Raw genomic sequence first — 17,474 nt, 5'->3', positions numbered from 1 at the left:
GTGTTGGGGGTGCGTGCGAGGGGTATGGGGATGCGTTTGGGGTGTGCTTCGAGGGTATTTCGCTTACGTGTGGCAGATTCGGGGGAGCGGCGGGGTGTATCTCGCTTACGTGTGGCACCCTTCGGGTGGTATGCCGCGAATCGGCGTTGAAATATCAACGACGCAGGCCGTTGTACCCGGATGCATCTGCCACACGTAAGCGAAATAGATACGGGCGAAGGAGCATATCTGCCACACGTAAGCGAGATACAACGGTTTTTACAGGGGACGAGGCAACCTGTGGATGGTTTTTGACGGAAGCGCTTCGGGATTGCGACAGTTTGCGGCGGAAACGATGGGTTATGACGGGATTATGCGGGGGTTGCGTCGTGATTGCGACAGAAGTGACGGAACGCGACAGAATTGGCGGGATTCTGTCGGGGCAGATCGATTTTGCGACGGGTGTGCGACGGTTGCGACTGGAATGCGACAGAATTGGCGTGATTGTGTCGTGATTGTGTCGAGGAACGTCGGTCAGTGACGGGATTATGACGAGTGTGACTGGAATACGACGGTTTGCGACTGGGTTGCGACGGAATTGGCGGGATTTGTCGTGATTGTGTCGGGGAACGGCGGTTTGCGACTGGATTGCGACAAGGGCGACTGGAATGCGACAGAATTGACGGAATTTTGTCGTGATTGTGTCGGGGAACGGCGGTTTGCGACTGGATTGCGACAAGGGCGACTGGAATACGACGGTTTGCGACTGGGTTGCGACGGAATTGGCGGGATTCTGTCGTGATTGTGTCGGGGAACGGCGGTTTGCGACTGGATTGCGACAAGGGCGACTGGAATACGACGGTTGCGACTGGAATGCGACAAAATTGACGGAATTTTGTCGTGATTTTTACAGAGCGCAGCAATCCGCGACGGAATTGCGACAGGTGCGACAAGAACGCGACAACCTCTGCGCAGACACGTCGGGATTGTAGGCATCGTGGGCGGGATGCATAGGCCACATAGCCCGTCAATCCCCTTCTCAGGCCATCCTCAGAACCCCCAATCGCACGATTCCGTCGGATTTCGCCGCATTTCACTGAAATTCACTGAATTTCGCCTACGTTCTGAGCGGAAAGTGAGGTAAATCACCGCAAACGTCACCGCGAATCGGTAAAGTGGGGCGCAGTGTAATTTGAGGAAGGACAAGCATGTTCGAACGGTTTACAGACCGTGCACGGCGCGTGATTGTGTTGGCGCAGGAAGAGGCACGGTCCCTTCAGCACAACTACATCGGCACCGAACACCTGTTGCTCGGCCTGATTCGCGAAGGTGAAGGCGTAGCCGCCAAGGCGCTCGCTTCCAAGGGTGTGGAGCTTGAGGCCACCCGCAAGCAGGTCATCGAGATGATCGGCAAGGGCAATGCCTCGTCCAACGGCCACATTCCGTTCACCTCGCACGCCAAGCAGGTGCTGGAGCTCAGCCTGCGCGAGGCCCTGCAGCTCGGCCACAGCTATATTGGTACGGAGCATATTCTGCTCGGCCTGATTCGCGAGGGCGAAGGCGTGGGCACGCAGGTGCTCATCAAGATGGATGTGAATCTGGGCGAACTGCGCTCGACCACCATCGATATGATTCGCGGCAATGCCGCCGGCGGCGAGGAAAAGGGCGATCTGGCGAACGCCGGTGGCGTGGCCGATAAGTCCAACAAGTCCGGTTCCGCCATCCTCGACCAGTTCGGCCGCAACCTCACCGCCGAAGCCGCCGCAGGCAAGCTGGACCCGGTGATCGGCCGTACGGAAGAGATCGAACGTGTGATGGTCGTGCTGAGCCGTCGTACGAAGAACAACCCGGTGCTGATCGGCGAGCCCGGCGTGGGCAAGACAGCCGTGGTCGAAGGCCTTGCGGAGAAGATCAACGCGGGCGATGTGCCGGAGACCCTGAAGGGCAAGCAGGTGTATTCGCTTGATCTCGGCTCCATGGTGGCCGGTTCGCGCTACCGTGGCGACTTCGAGGAACGCCTGAAGAAGGTGCTCAAGGAGATCAAGACGCGCGGCGACATCGTACTGTTCATCGACGAGATCCACACCATCGTGGGCGCGGGTTCCGCGGACGGCGCACTGGGTGCTTCCGACATGCTTAAGCCGATGCTGGCTCGTGGTGAGCTCCAGACCATCGGCGCCACCACCACCGACGAATACCGCAAGTACATCGAAAAGGACGCCGCGCTGGAACGTCGCTTCCAGCCGATCCAGGTGCACGAGCCGACCATCGCCGAAACCATCGAGATTCTGAAGGGCTTGCGCGAACGGTACGAGAACCACCATCGCGTGACCATCACCGACGGTGCCATCCAGGCCGCCGCCGAACTGTCGTCCCGCTACATTCAGGACCGTCGCCTGCCCGATAAGGCCATCGACCTGATCGATGAGGCCGGTGCGCGTCTGCGCATCAAGCGCCTGACCACGCCGCCCGAGCTCAAGGAGCTTGAGGCCAAGGTGTCCAAGGTGAGCGCCGAGAAGGAGCAGGCCGTCAAGGACCAGGACTTCGAGAAGGCCGCCGCCATGCGCGACGATCTGGAGAAGCTGCAGGCCGAGCTCAAGGAGAAGCAGAAGGCTTGGCACGAGGGCGAATCCGACGTCAAGATGGTCGTGGACGAGGACGTGATCGCCGAAGTGGTGTCTTCTACCACGGGCATTCCGGTCGTGAAGCTCACGCAGGCCGAGTCCAAGAAGCTGCTCAACATGGAAGCCGAGCTGCACAAGCGCATCATTGGCCAGGATGAGGCGGTTTCCGCACTGTCGCGTTCCATTCGTCGTACGCGCGTCGGCCTGAAGGACCCGAAGCGCCCGGCAGGTTCGTTCATCTTCGCAGGCCCGACCGGCGTGGGTAAGACCGAGCTTGCCAAGACGCTCGCCGAATTCCTGTTCGATGATGAGGACGCGCTGATCCGCGTGGATATGTCCGAGTTCTCCGAAAAGTACGCCGCGTCGCGCCTGTTCGGTGCGCCTCCGGGGTACGTGGGTTACGAAGAGGGCGGCGAGCTCACCGAGAAGGTGCGCCGCAAGCCGTTCTCCGTGGTGCTGTTCGACGAGATCGAAAAGGCTCACCCCGACATCTTCAACACGCTGCTGCAGGTGCTGGATGACGGCCACCTGACCGACGGTCAGGGCCGCAAGGTGGACTTCAAGAACACCATCATCATCCTGACCACCAACCTCGGTACGCGCGACATCGCCAAGGCCGCGAACACCGGCTTCAGCCTGGGCGCGAACACCGAGTCGAGCTACCAGCGCATGAAGGAGCAGGTCTCCTCGGAGCTCAAGCAGCAGTTCCGCCCGGAGTTCCTGAACCGTTTGGATGACATCATCGTGTTCAAGCAGCTCACCGAGCCGGAAGTGCGCCAGATTGTGGATCTCGACGTCAAGAAGCTCAACGATCGTCTGTTCGAACGTCACATGTCGCTCGAACTGACCGATGCGGCCAAGGATCTGCTTGCGCAGAAGGGCTTCGACCCGCTGCTGGGTGCCCGTCCGCTGCGCCGTGTGATTCAGCGCGACATCGAGGATGCGATCTCCGAGAAGATCCTGATGGGCGATTTGACCGACGGCGAGCGTGTGAAGGTCGATGCCGAGGGCGAAGGCCCGCTGGGCGACTTCACGTTCGAAGGCGTGCCGTTTGCGGATGCTGAGGGCGATAAGGGTACCGATGCCGGTGCGGCTGGTGATGCGGCTGATGGTGCTGGTGACGGTGCCGCGGCTGCGGCCGATGCTCCGGCTGACGCTTCGAGCGCGCCGGCTGAAGGCGAGAATCCGGCGCAACCGGAAGCCTGAGCAGACCGCGCAGGCCGCGCGAATCGTTGTGGCCGGGTCTGATTCGGGAGCTGGTCTGACGGATTCGCCGAGCTTCGCTGATGCGGCGCTGATATAGCGTTGCCGCAGCGTCAGCACAGCGTTGACATAGTTGACATAAGGGGTCGAACATCACGTTCGGCCCTTTTTGTTTGCCTGTTGCCGCAGCGCGACCTGCCAGGCAGCTTGCCGGGTACGGGCAAGACTGCGGAATCGTGATGCGGCGGCCGTAACTGTGACTTGGTGAGTGACTTGGTGACAGGAACTGAGGTTGGGCGGTAATACCTGTGATTTGGTGACAATGACTGTGACTGGGGTGACGGATTCTGTTACGCCGGTCACGGTTGTTGTCACGATCACCTCGTGTTGTTGTCACTTTGGTCGCAGTAGTTCTCTGTCGCAGGAGGAGCGCTAGCCGCAACCGCAATCCCGCGTCCATTACATCCAGTCAGCCTGCACCCTTCGCATCCCAGTCGGCCTGCGTCCATTACATCCAGTCGGCCCGGCGGAATCGCGATACCTGTGATTTGGTGACGATGACTGTGACTGGGGTGACGGATTCTGTTACGCCGGTCACGGTTGTTGTCACGATCACCTCGTGTTGTTGTCACTTTGGTCGCAGTAGTTCTCTGTTGCAGGAGGAGCGCTAGCCGCAACCGCAATCCCGCGTCCATAACATCCAGTAACCCCGCGTCCATTACATCCAGTCGGCCTGCGCCCTTCACATCCCAGTCGGCCCGCGTCCATTACATCCAGTCGTGCCGGCGAAATCGCGATAACTGTGACTTGGTGACGATACCTGTGATTTGGTGACAATGACTGTGACTGGGGTGACGGATTCTGTTACGGCGGTCACGGTTGTTGTCACGATCACCTCGTGTTGTTGTCACTTCGGGCGAAGTATATCCGGGCCGTCAGGCCGTTGCAGCATCTTACCGGTTTCCGCTCCTTTCCCCGTGAGCCCGACTGGATGTTTTGCCCGCCGATTCCCGGTTTTCCGCGGGGTCCGTGACTGTTTCTGCGGGGTTTGTGACGGTTTCCGCGGTGAACATGACATATGGTGTCATTCCCGCCGCGGAGGTTGTCACGAATCCCGCATGTGTTGTCACCAACCCCGCAGAGATTGCGGAAACGGCGATGGCGGGGGTGGAAAAACTGGAGATTGTGGAAAGGCAATGGCGGGGCGGCAAAACTGGAAACCATGGCGGCAGACGCGGATAAAGTGTCGGAACCGTAGCGGTGGTGGATACGGCGAACGCGGCAAATACAGTAGACAGACACGGCCAGTAGACAGACACGGCGAACATGGCGAATGTGGTAAACACGGCAAATACAGTAGATACCGCGAATACAGTTGGCACCGCAAACACAGGGAAAGCATGTTCAGCGAGCGAAAACTTGGCAGGAACCACGGCACGTAATACGGTAGAAGCAGACAGCGCGCAACCGGAACCGTGCAACACGTAACGCAACCGGTAGCGCGCAGCGAGTAACACGCAACGCGCAACCGGAACCGTGCACGACAAGCAACGCATGGTCGGTAACGTGCGGCCGGTAACACGAGAAGGGTAATACCGTAACAGGTAATGCCGTAGAGCATACGGACGAACGGTAGGTGAATGGTAATGACGGCGTATATGGAACACAAGGATCTGACGAACGAGACGATCGACAAGGCGCGCGCCGACGAGATCGCAGGCAATGTGCACGCTGTGCTGGATCGCGTGGCGGCCGCAGAGGAGAAGGCCGGGCGCAAGGCCGGTTCGGTGCGCTTGCTGGCGGCAACCAAGACCCGCGATGTGGGCGAGATCATGGCCGCGATTGATGCGGGCATCCGTATGATCGGCGAGAACCGCCCGCAGGAGGTGCAGGTCAAGGCTCCGGGACTGCTGCGTTTGGCGGCGGAACGCGGGTTCGCGCTCGGCGTCGGCGGCGATGGCCAGAACGGCGCAAACGGTGCTGCAAACAACGCCACCGCTCCGGCGGCTTCGGCAGCGAACGGCACCATCCCGTTCCATCTGATCGGCCAGCTGCAATCCAACAAGATCGGCAAGATCCTGCCGTTTGTGGACACCATCGAATCCGTGGACTCCATCGAACTGGCAGAAAAGATCGCACGCAGGGCCGTGACGCGCGGCATCACCGTGGGTGTGCTGCTGGAGGTCAACGAATCCGGTGAGGCCTCGAAGTCCGGTTGCCCGGCCAGCCACGCCATCGACCTGGCACAGCGCATCGGCAACATGGGAGGCTTGGAATTGCAGGGCCTGATGACCATCGGTGCCCATGTGAGCGACGAGGCCACCATCCGTGCCGGCTTCGCGCATCTGCGCAAGACCCGCGATCAGATCCTGGCGTCCGGCGCGCCCGGCACCGAGCATTGCAACGAACTGTCCATGGGCATGACCGGCGATATGGACCTGGCCATCGCGGAGGGTGCGACCATCGTGCGCGTGGGCACCGGCATCTTCGGCGAACGCGCGTTCATCTGACCGCATGACGCGCATGGCACAGGCACGCACGGCACGCGGCGCAAAGGAGACGAACGGCATGGCCAACGGCGAGACGATCCGCGCGCATATCGTGGTCAGCGGCATGGTGCAGGGCGTCGGGTACCGCTATTTCACCGTGCGCAATGCGATGAAACTCGGTCTGACCGGCTGGGTGCGCAACCTGATGAACGGCGACGTGGAGCTGGAGGCGCAGGGCGATCGCGGCGATATGGCGATGCTGATCTCGCAGCTGAAGCTCGGCCCGCAGTGGAGCCGTGTGGAGCGGGTGAAGGTGAGCGAAGTGCCTGTGCTGGAAGGCGAGACGGACTTCCGCGTGCGCGGGTACTGAACGCTGCGTTGGCCGGCGGCCGGTATCGGTATCCGAAAAAGCTCGCTCCGTGCCGAGATTCCCCGCCGGCCGCGCCGCACATGGCGTTAGACTGGTGCGTATGAGAATCGCACGTTTTTCCCGGAACAATACGCCCGGCTACGCCTTCGTGCAGAAGGACGAGCATGATGGCGAAGACTATCTTGTTGTACTTGACGGCCACCCGCTGCTGGGCGGCCAGGTAACCCCGACCGGCGAACGGTTCAAGGTTGAATCAGAAGGTGTCCGCCTGCTGTCCCCGGTCATCCCGTCCAAGGTGTACGGCCTTGCCAAGAACTACGAGGCCCACGCCAAGTTCATGAACGAAACCGGCCATTCCGACATCAAGCATGCGCCGGAAGACATGATGATCTTCACCAAGCCGGCCACCTCCGTCATCGGCCCGGACGATCCGATCATCTTCCCCACCTGCTCCAACGACATGAACTACGAGCCCGAACTGGCCGTGGTGATGGGCCGCGTGGCGAAGAACGTGTCCGTCGAAAACGCCATGGATTACGTGCTCGGCTTCACCTGCGTCAACGACGTGACGCTGCGCGACCTGCAGGGCATCGACCCCATGTGGACGCGTGCCAAGGGCTTCGATACGTCCTGCCCGCTCGGCCCGTGGATCGTTACGCGCGACGACATGGATTGGGCCAACGCGAAGATCTCGTTCAAGCTCAACGGCCGTACCGTCAAGGCCGCGAGCGGCACCACCGCGAACCTGATCCACGGCATTCCCGAGCAGATCGCGGCGATCTCGTCGTTCTCCACGCTGCTGCCGGGCGACGTGATCATGACCGGTACGCCGAATGCGTCCGGCAGCCTCAAGGCCGGCGACGAGGCAATGGTGATCGTGGAGGGCATCGGTGCCCTGCGCAATGTGGTGCTCAGGCCCCGCTGAGTCGCTGAGCTGCCGACTGGCTGAGTCGATGACCGGCTGTCTGCGGTAAGGGTTGCGGTGAGAACCGCAATGTGCCGCGACTAAGCTGGAAGTAAGCCGTGATCGAAGCGTGTTGTGCCGCTTCGGTCACGGCTTTTTGCATGGTCGCGCTGGTCTGACGGGGATGGGGGAGCACGGCGGAGAGCGGTGGAGCACAGCGGGATGCGAGGCGACGATGCCTCAGCAGCACACAATCAGTTGTATTTGATTCTGTGCCCGTTTTTCCAAAAGAATCAGTTATATCTGATTCTTCCGTCATTTTCCTGATGAAATCAGTTATAACTGATTCTTTCGTAATTTTGATGATAATATCAGTTATATCTGATTTTATGGCGTTAGGTTCTGTCAGGGGAGACGGGGAGGCGTGCGATGATCCAACGTCCTGCATATTACGAGCAGTTGCGTCCGTTTATCGGAAAGAACATCATCAAAGTGTTGGTGGGGGTGAGGCGTTCCGGGAAATCGACCATTCTCGATCAGCTCCATGAACGTATGCTGCAAGACGGCGTTGCCGTCGACAACACGCTTCATCTGAAGTTCGAGTCACGGGATTATGCGCATATTTCCAACGGCGGCGAGTTGATGGACTATGTCGCGGAGCATGTCGACAAGAGCCGTCCGGTACGGCTGTTCCTTGATGAGATCCAAGAGGTCGAAGGCTGGGAGAAGGCCCTTCGGTCGTTTATGGTCGACTACGATGCCGATATCTATATCACGGGTTCGAATGCCTACGTGCTGTCCAGCGATCTCGCCACGTACATCACTGGGCGATACGTCACCATCGAGGTGTTTCCGTTGTCGTTCGCGGAATTCTGCCCCGCATGGCGTGAGGCGCGCGGTGGCGACGAACGTGCGGCGTTCCGTGCGTATCTTGCCCAGGGTGGGTTCCCGTTCCAAAGCGAGTTGGCGTTTGACGAGGATGCTTCGTTGAAATATCTGGAAGACCTGTTCTCCACGATTCTGCTTAAGGATGTGGTCAAGCGCAACAATGTCCGTGATATCGACATGCTCGAACGGATCGTGCGGTACGCGATAGCGGAGGAAGGTCACCTGCTGAACGTGAAGAACGTGGCGGATTACCTCAAAAGCGAACGCCGTAAGGTGTCCCAGGAGACGGTTGCCAGCTATCTGCAAGGTGCCCAGAGGGCATACATGCTCTATCGTGTGCCGAAAGAGGACGCCGTCGGCAAGAAGATCCTGTCGTTCGGCGAGAAGGACTATGTTGTCGATCAGGGGCTTCGGCAGGCGCTTGGCATGGATAATGCGGCGGGAATCGATCAGGTGCTGGAAAATGTGGTTTGCATGGAGCTGTTGCGTCGCGGCTACCGTCTGACCGTCGGCAAGGTCGGCGACGTCGAGGTGGACTTCATCGCCCGTAAGGATGGTGCGACCGAATATTTCCAGGTGACGTATCTGCTGGCCGACGAACGTACGCGTGACCGTGAATTCGGCGCGCTTGAGGCGCTGCGTGACAATTACCCGAAGACGGTGCTGTCGTTGGATGAATTCCCTTATTCGCGCAATGGCGTGCAGGGGCGGAACCTGATTGATTGGCTGCTGGACGTGTGACTGTGGGCTCCGGTTGGGTTCCGGTTGGGCGCCGGCCCGTGCGCAAGCAAGAAAAAACAAAACTTGAGTCAACATCACTCAAGTTTTGGGAATAGAATGGATAGCGGCTCTGTTGTACGTATCAGAACATGACACGTAAGCCTTCCGGTGCCTGCGCCTGCAAGCCGCCGAGCCTCAAGCTCCCCAGCTCGCCAAGCCAAAGCGCCGCGAAGGACTAGGGACTTGGAGGTTATCGTAATGGACCAGAACAAACTCACCAATATGTCGCGCGAAGCCATCTCCGACGCCGCGCAGAGCGCATCCGCGGCAGGCAACGCACAAATCGATGTGCTGCACCTGCTCAACTCCCTGCTCACCCAGGAGCAAGGCGTGGTCCGTGGACTCATCGAAGCCGCAGGAGGCGACGCGAAGGCCATCGGCACCGCCGTGCGCAACGCGCTGACCAACCTGCCGTCCGCCAGCGGATCCACCACCGCGCAGCCGCAGGTCAGCCGCCAATTCGAAGCCGCACTGGTGCAGGCCGAAAAGGAAATGCAGCAGATGGGAGACGAATACATCTCCACCGAGCACCTGCTCATCGGCATCGCCGCCGCAACCCCGAACCAGGCAGCCGACATCCTGCAGGCCAACAACGTCACCGCACAGGCACTGCGCAAAGCCGTGCCGGCCGTGCGCGGAGGAGACAGGAAGGTGACCAGCCCGGACGCCGAAGGCAGCTACAAGGCGCTAGAGAAGTACTCCACCGACCTGACCGCCGCCGCCAAGGAAGGCAAGCTCGACCCGGTGATCGGCCGCGATCAGGAGATCCGCCGCGTCATCCAGATCCTGAGCCGCCGCACCAAGAACAACCCGGTGCTGATCGGCGAGCCCGGCGTGGGCAAGACCGCCGTGGTCGAAGGCCTCGCACAGCGTATCGTCGCCGGCGACGTGCCCACCACCCTGCAGAACAAGAAGCTCATCTCGCTCGACCTGGGCTCCATGGTGGCAGGCTCCAAGTACCGTGGCGAATTCGAGGAACGCCTGAAGAGCGTGCTTGAGGAGATCAAGAACGCCGACGGGCAGATCATCACGTTCATCGACGAGATCCACACCATCGTGGGCGCCGGTGCCGCGGAAGGCTCCATGGACGCGGGCAACATGCTCAAGCCCATGCTGGCCCGTGGCGAACTGCGCCTGATCGGCGCGACCACGCTGGACGAATACCGTGAGAACATCGAAAAGGACCCGGCGCTCGAACGTCGTTTCCAGCAGGTGTTCGTCGGCGAGCCGAGCGTGGAAGACACCATCGCCATCCTGCGCGGCATCGCCCCGAAGTACGAGGCGCACCACAAGGTCACCATCGGAGACGACGCGCTGGTCGCCGCCGCAACGCTGTCGAACCGGTACATTTCCGGCCGTCAGCTGCCCGACAAGGCCATCGACCTGGTCGACGAGGCCGCCGCGCACCTGCGTATGGAACTCGACTCCTCGCCTGAGGAAATCGACGAACTCACCCGCCAGGTGGAACGTCTGAAGATGGAGAAGTCGTACCTGCTGGGCAATCCGAAGAACGATAAGGACGCCGACAAGGCCGAAGCCGAACTCGACGACAGCGCCAAGGACCGCCTGGCCGACCTGAACAAGGAGATCGCCAACAAGAGCGAAAAGCTCAACGGGCTCAAGGCGCGCTGGGACGCCGAAAAGAGCGGGCACAACCGCATCGGCGACCTGCGCAAGAAGCTCGACGAACTGCGCACCCAGGCCGAACGCTATGAGCGCGAAGGTGACCTGGCCAAGTCCTCCGCCATCAACTACGGTGAGATCCCGAACATTCAGAAGGAGATCGCGCAGGCCGAGAAGAACGAGCAGAACGCCAAGAACGGCGAAGGCGACGCCAACACCACCGCCGACGTGCCGATGGTTCCCGACCGTGTGGACGCCGACTCCGTGGCCGAAATCGTCTCCGACTGGACCGGCATCCCCGTCGGCCGCCTCATGCAAGGCGAAAACGAGAAGCTTCTGCACATGGAAGACTTCCTCGGCAAGCGCGTGATCGGCCAGAAGGAAGCCATCAAGGCCGTGTCCGACGCCGTGCGCCGCTCGCGTGCAGGCATCTCCGACCCGAACCGCCCGACCGGCTCGTTCCTGTTCCTCGGCCCCACCGGCGTGGGCAAGACCGAACTCGCCAAGGCGCTCGCGGACTTCCTGTTCGATGACGAGAAGGCCATGGTGCGCATCGATATGAGCGAGTACATGGAGAAGGCCTCCGTGTCCCGCCTGATCGGTGCCGCGCCGGGCTACGTCGGCTACGAGCAGGGCGGTCAGCTGACCGAAGCCGTGCGTCGTCGCCCGTACTCGGTGGTGCTGTTCGACGAGGTGGAGAAGGCGAACCCGGAGATCTTCGACGTGCTGCTGCAGGTGCTCGATGACGGCCGCCTGACCGATGGCCAGGGCAGGACCGTGGACTTCAAGAACGCGATCCTGATCATGACCTCGAACCTCGGCTCGCAGTTCCTCGTGAACGAGGACATGGACGAGGAGGCCAAGAAGAAGGCCGTGATGGACGCCGTGCACATGAACTTCAAGCCGGAGTTCCTGAACCGTCTGGACGACACCGTGATGTTCCACCCGCTCACCCGCGAGGAACTGGGCGGCATCGTGGACATCCAGGTGGCCAACGTGTCCGCACGCCTGACCGACCGTCGCATTGCGCTCGACGTGACCGATTCGGCCCGTGAATGGCTGGCGAACATGGGCTACGACCCGGCATACGGCGCACGTCCGTTGCGCCGCCTGGTGCAGACCGAAGTGGGCGATCAGCTGGCACGCATGCTGCTGGCCGGCAAGGTCCACGACGGCGACACCGTGCTGGTGGATCAGACCGGTGGCGAGCACCTGGAGCTCACCGCGTGGGCGAGCGACAATCTCGTGGACGACGGTGATAGCGCTGGTGATGGTGCTGGTGCCGGTGAGCGCTGAGTCTGAGCTTGGCTGACTTTTTGCCTAGGCTGGGCCGGACTGAGCTGAGCTGGACAGGGCTGGTTTGGGCTGAGCTGAGCCGTTGGACTGAGCCCGAGCCGGTGGTCCGAACCAATCGGACCACCGGCTGACGGTCGGTACTGGCAAGCACCGGGGCTGACCGCCGGTACCGCGCGCAGTCATTGTGCGCAATCACTATGCGTGATGCGTGGCGTGAGTTGCGCGTGCGATGCCGGTACTGCGAATTACTCATGACAACCGTGATCGAAGTGACGGCGATACGTTGCTCCGATCACGGTTGTCGTCGTTTTGTGGTCGTTACGCACGCCTGTGACCGAAGTGACAACAACACGAGGTGATCGTGACAACAACCGTGACTGGCGTAACAGAATCCGTCACCCCAGTCACAGTCATCGTCACCAAATCACAGGTATCGCGATTTCGCCGGCCCGACTGGATGTAATGGACGCGGGGTGACCGGATGTGAAGGGTGCAGGCCGACTGGATGTAATGGACGCGGACCGACTGGATGTAATGGACGCGGGATTGCGGTTGCGGCTATCGCTCCTCCTGCGACAGAGAACTACTGCGACCAAAGTGACAACAACACGAGGTGATCGTGACAGCAACCGTGACCGGCGTAACAGAATCCGTCACCCCAGTCACAGTCATTGTCACCAAATCACAGGTATCGCGATTTCGCCGGGCCGACTGGATGTAATGGACGCGGACCGACTGGATGTTATGGACGCGGGGTTTCCGAAGGGCCACGAACCGGCCGACCAGCCACGGCTGTGCCCTGCCTGCCGCCACTGGTCGCCGGTTGGCGTGTAGGCTCGGAAACCATGACAGGTCGTTTTGCTCCCACGCCTTCGGGGCGTATGCACATTGGCAATATGGTCGCCATGCTGGCCGCATGGTTGGATTCGCGGTCGCGCGGGCGGCGCATGCTGCTGCGCATCGAAGACATCGATACGCCGCGCGTGCTGCCGGACGCCGACCGTTGGATCATGGACGATCTGACCTGGCTTGGCATGGACTGGGACGGCGAGCCGGTATACCAGTCGCAGCGACTCGACCTGTACGAGCAGGCGATGGGGCTTCTGCCGCGCGAGGCGGGTAGTGCGAGTGCTGGTACCGCTTCTGATGCTGATTCCGCCGCCGACAACGGCGGCTGGCTGTACCCCTGCTTCTGCTCCCGCGCAGACATCCGCGCCGCATCCGCCCCGCAGGAAGGCGACGGTTTCCAGATCTACCCGGGTACCTGCCGTGCGCTCGCGCTCGCCAACCCGCATCAATCCGCCGATCGCGCCGCCCAAGGGCAACGTCACTCATGGCGACTCGCCATGCCATCGCCCGCCAATACCGCCGCCGACACCGTGAACTTCACCGACCGGGTATTCGGCCCGCAAACCTACCGGCTTTCCCGCGGCATCGGCGACTCCATCATCCGCCGGTCGGATGGCCTGTTCTCCTACCAATTCGTCGTCACCGTGGACGATCTTGCCATGGGCGTCGACTCCATCGTACGCGGGCGCGACCTGCTGCGCTCCACCGCGTTGCAGGCGTGGATCCGCACCACGCTGGTCGCCAACGGATTCGCCGTGGATGCCGGTCAGAGTGCAGACCAGGATGTAGCGCAGAGTACTGGTCAACATGCCGGTGGTACGGCTGATATGGACGCGAACCCAGCCGCAACCTCGTCATTAATCGCACCACCGTCATCAACCCCAACCCCACTCGCCCCCGAATACGCGCACATCCCGCTCATCGACAACGCCGCAGGCCGCCGCCTCGCCAAACGCGAACGCTCCCTCGATATGGGCGCACTGCGCGCACGCGGCGTCACCGCCGAACAGGTCACCGGCGTCTGCGCCCACCTGCTCGGCCTCATCGACACGCCCGAACCCTGCACGCCGGCCAGCCTGCTCGGCGAGTTCAGCTGGGAACTGCTGCGCCGCAATCACACCGACCGCAAACTCGACCCCGCCTCGCCGCAATGCCCGGACTGGCTCGCAGACGCGGTAGGCTGAGACCAATAGCCGAACTCACCGAACGGCTCAGGCTCGCAGGAAGGAGCATTCAATGTCGAAAGTCTTCAGGAACGTGCTGATTGGCGGTGCCGCGCTCGCAGGCGCCGCGGGAGCCGCATTGTGGGCCGTCGCGCCGCGCGGTTTCAAGAACAAGCAGCTCAATTACGTGCCGACCGTTCCGGACGTGTGGTACGCGCATCGTGGTCTGCACGACGCCGGGTCCGGGCTGACCGCCGCCTACGCCGAACAGAGTGGCGAATACGTGGCGCTGGCCCGCCGCATGGCGATCAAGGCCGGGTATGGCAGCGATGACGAGACCGGCCCCATCGCGCCGGAAAACTCGCTGGCGGCGTTCGCGGCCGCATGCGAGGCCGGGTACGGCATCGAGCTTGACATCCAGCTGAGCCGTGACGGCGAAGTCGTGGTGGTGCATGATGCGGACCTTGGGCGTGTAGCTGGCGATCCGCGCAAGATCAAGGATCTGAGCTATGACGAGCTCACGCGCATCCCGCTGTACCCCACGGCCGCGCCGGGCGATGCCAGGGCCGCGCTGCTGCCGGGCGGCGAGGAGAATCCGCCGCTCGTGGTCACGCCGTCCAACGCGCCGGAAGGCTACTACCAGCACGTGCCGCTGTTCTCTGACGTGCTCAAGCTGGTGGCGGGGCGCGTGCCGCTGATCGTGGAATACAAGTTCGCCAACAACGCCACATGGGATGACCGCGACGTGGAGCTGATGGAGAAGGGGCAGGCGCTGCTGGCAGCGTACGATGGGCCGTTCGTCATCGAATCGTTCCACCCGGGTGCGGTGAACTGGTACAAGGAGAACCACCCGGACGTATGCCGTGGTCAGCTGGCCGCTTGGCCCGCCTCCGATGGCGCGCGGAACGGTTCGCAAAACGGCTCGCCGGTGGATCAGGTGCGCAAGTACGCCGCCGGATCGTTGGCGTTCGATTGGCTGTCTCGCCCGGATTTCGTGGCTTACGACTGGCATGGCGGCGCGATGCCGCAGGTGCGCCTGACCCGTTCGATGGGCGCGATGCCGGTTGCGTGGACCGTGCGTAGCCAGGAGGAATACGAGGCGTGCGCCGAGCAGTTCGACCGCTGCATCTTCGAATCGTTCGTGCCGCAGGGCGAGTAGCGCGTGCTGTGTGACGCGTGGCGTGTGACGCGTGGCGTGCGCGTCGTGCGCGTGATGCGCATAACGGTGCGCGTGATGCGCGAATAATGCGGTTCTGATGGCAACTTCCGCGATGAACGTGACAGCATCTGTCACTTTCATCGCGGAAGTTGTCGTTATGCCCGCACACATTGTCATCGACCCCGCATAAACCGTGATCCGTGGTTGGTGGTGCTGATTGGTCGGATTGGCGGGGTTAAGCGGGTTGGTTGTCGGGGTTGGTTGTCGGGGGTGGTTGGCGGACCAGTCGGAGGGCCCGGTCAACAAGCTCGTTCTCCGTCCGATCGCGGATCACTGGACCTGCCAAGCCCGTCGACATTGGACGGCTCACCGCTTCCCTCCTGATCACGGATTACCGTGACCAATGTGACAACAACACGAGGTAATCGTGACAACAACTGTGACTGCGGTAACAGATTCCGTCACTTTCGTCACAGTTGTTGTCATTTCGTCACAGTTACCCGTCAGTCGCAGTTACCGCCCAGCTACAGTCGTTTTCATCCAGCCGCGGTCGTTTTTATCCAGTCAAGGTCGGGCTATTCAGTTGCGTCGTTTTTATCCAGTCGCGGGTATTGCTGTTGCGGTGGTTTTGCCGGTATCGACCCGTTAATGACGTGAGGCTGGGGCACCCGGTCGGCCTGCATACGGACGCTCTTACTTGTGATACGGCTCGTGGGCGTTGATCTTGTACGCGCGGTACACCTGCTCCAGCAGGATCACGCGCATGAGCTGGTGCGGGAACGTCATTTTGGAGAAGCTGAGCTTGTAGTTCGCCTTGCGCAGGATCTCGTCATCCATGCCGATCGACCCGCCGATCACGAACTGGATGTGGCTCACGCCCTGAATGCCCAGCTGGTCGATCTTGCGCGCGAAGCCCTCGGATGTGACCTGCTGGCCGTCGATCGCCAGCGCGATCACATATGCGCCCGGCTTGATGTGCTTGGCGATGCGCTCGCCTTCCTTGGCCTTGATCTGCCGTTCCACGCCTTCGGAGGCATGTTCGGGCGTCTTCTCGTCGGCCACTTCAAGAATGTTGAGCTTGCAGTAGCGGCTGAGTCGTTTGGAGTATTCGGCGATGGCGTCGCGAAGGTACTGTTCCTTCACCTTGCCTACGCAGATGATGTCGATTTGCATGGGTCACCTTCACTAGGGGATTGATAGGGGAATTGGATTTGAGGGGGAATCGGTATTGGTTGGGTCCGGCGCGAGGGTCGGTCGCTATGCGGCATTGCATGTGAAACAATCCGTGAAACATATCGGCGATGTACGGCGATACGTGACGATGCGCACGGGAACCCGCGGAAGCGCAGCAAAAAGGGCCATGCATATATCACAGATGCACAGCCCTTTGCGTTCGTCGGTTGCTGTAGTCGTACGACAGTCGCACGGCAGTCGCGCAATCGACCGACGGTCGACCAGCCGACCAGCAGATCAGTCGATCACGCCGTACAGACGGTCGCCCGCATCGCCCAGACCAGGCACGATGTAGCACTTGTCGTTGAGCTTCTCATCGACCGCGCACAGCACCAGCTTGAACTTGATGGACGGATCGAGGTTCTCCTCAACGAACTTCAGACCTTCCGGAGCGCCCAGAATGCACACAGCGGTCACGTCCTTGGCGCCGCGCTCGGTGAGGTAGTGGGTCGCGGCGACCAGCGTGCCGCCGGTGGCGAGCATTGGGTCGATGAGGAAGCACTGGCGGCCGGTCAGATCCTCAGGCAAGCGGTTCGCGTACGTGATCTGCTGGGTGGGGTGCTCCTCATCGCGCTTCATGCCCAGGAAGCCGACCTCGGCGGACGGAATCATCTTGGTCATGCCGTCCAGCATGCCGAGACCCGCGCGCAGCACGGGAACGATGATCGGGGCCGGGGAGGCGATGTGCTTGCCGACCATGGGAGCGACCGGGGTCTCGATGGGCTTGTCCACTACGTCGATGTCGCGGGTGGCCTCGTAGGCCTCAAGCATGACGAGCTCGGTGACGAGCTCGCGGAAGGTGGAGGAGGAGGTGTTCTTGTCGCGCAGCACAGTCAGCTTGTGCTCGACAAGCGGGTGATTCAAAACATGCAATTCCATAGTTACCAAGACTACCGCCGTTCAGGGGATTGTGC

At 61.3% G+C, this 17,474-nt stretch carries 10 protein-coding genes; 8 read left to right on the top strand and 2 right to left on the bottom strand.

What is annotated here, in order from left to right; all coding sequences use genetic code 11:
* Positions 1-1,187 precede the first annotated feature (1,187 nt).
* The 8 genes from G1C98_RS08220 to G1C98_RS08185 all read left to right on the top strand — a co-directional run bounded on the left by G1C98_RS08220 (position 1,188) and on the right by G1C98_RS08185 (position 15,327).
* Positions 1,188-3,809 carry an ATP-dependent Clp protease ATP-binding subunit gene (locus G1C98_RS08220; RefSeq protein ID WP_169080735.1) on the top strand — a complete coding sequence of 874 codons (2,622 nt, stop codon included), beginning with the start codon at positions 1,188-1,190 and terminating at the stop codon, positions 3,807-3,809.
* Between the two features lie 1,643 nt (positions 3,810-5,452).
* Complete coding sequence (locus G1C98_RS08215; protein ID WP_169080734.1) at positions 5,453-6,316, top strand: YggS family pyridoxal phosphate-dependent enzyme; 864 nt, start codon at positions 5,453-5,455, stop codon at positions 6,314-6,316.
* A 58-nt stretch (positions 6,317-6,374) separates the two neighbouring features.
* On the top strand, positions 6,375-6,665 hold the full coding sequence (locus tag G1C98_RS08210; protein WP_169080744.1) for an acylphosphatase: 291 nt from the start codon (positions 6,375-6,377) through the stop codon (positions 6,663-6,665).
* 100 nt (positions 6,666-6,765) lie between these two features.
* The gene (locus G1C98_RS08205; RefSeq protein WP_169080733.1) at positions 6,766-7,590 is read left to right on the top strand and encodes a fumarylacetoacetate hydrolase family protein; all 825 of its coding nucleotides are present in this window, start codon (positions 6,766-6,768) and stop codon (positions 7,588-7,590) included.
* Positions 7,591-7,998: 408 nt separating this feature from the next.
* Positions 7,999-9,198: an ATP-binding protein gene (locus G1C98_RS08200; protein WP_169080732.1), complete on the top strand. Its 1,200-nt coding sequence runs from the start codon at positions 7,999-8,001 to the stop codon at positions 9,196-9,198.
* 237 nt (positions 9,199-9,435) lie between these two features.
* Complete coding sequence (gene clpB / locus G1C98_RS08195) at positions 9,436-12,156, top strand: ATP-dependent chaperone ClpB (RefSeq protein ID WP_169080731.1); 2,721 nt, start codon at positions 9,436-9,438, stop codon at positions 12,154-12,156.
* A gap of 845 nt (positions 12,157-13,001) precedes the next feature.
* Complete coding sequence (locus G1C98_RS08190; protein WP_169080730.1) at positions 13,002-14,189, top strand: glutamate--tRNA ligase family protein; 1,188 nt, start codon at positions 13,002-13,004, stop codon at positions 14,187-14,189.
* A gap of 52 nt (positions 14,190-14,241) precedes the next feature.
* A complete protein-coding gene (locus G1C98_RS08185; protein ID WP_169080729.1) occupies positions 14,242-15,327 on the top strand; it encodes a glycerophosphodiester phosphodiesterase family protein in 1,086 nt (361 codons plus the stop codon).
* 693 nt (positions 15,328-16,020) lie between these two features.
* On the opposite strand, the gene rlmH is transcribed toward G1C98_RS08185, so the two are convergent.
* Entirely contained in the window at positions 16,021-16,500 is a 480-nt protein-coding gene (rlmH, locus tag G1C98_RS08180; RefSeq protein WP_169080728.1) for a 23S rRNA (pseudouridine(1915)-N(3))-methyltransferase RlmH, read from the bottom strand.
* A gap of 297 nt (positions 16,501-16,797) precedes the next feature.
* Positions 16,798-17,439 carry a uracil phosphoribosyltransferase gene (gene upp / locus G1C98_RS08175; RefSeq protein ID WP_169080727.1) on the bottom strand — a complete coding sequence of 214 codons (642 nt, stop codon included), beginning with the start codon at positions 17,437-17,439 and terminating at the stop codon, positions 16,798-16,800.
* Between the last annotated feature and the right edge of the window lie 35 nt (positions 17,440-17,474).

This window comes from Bifidobacterium erythrocebi (assembly GCF_012932675.1).
Taxonomy (GTDB): Bacteria; Actinomycetota; Actinomycetes; order Actinomycetales; family Bifidobacteriaceae; genus Bifidobacterium; species Bifidobacterium erythrocebi.
This window is presented reverse-complemented; position numbering and strand designations above follow the sequence as displayed.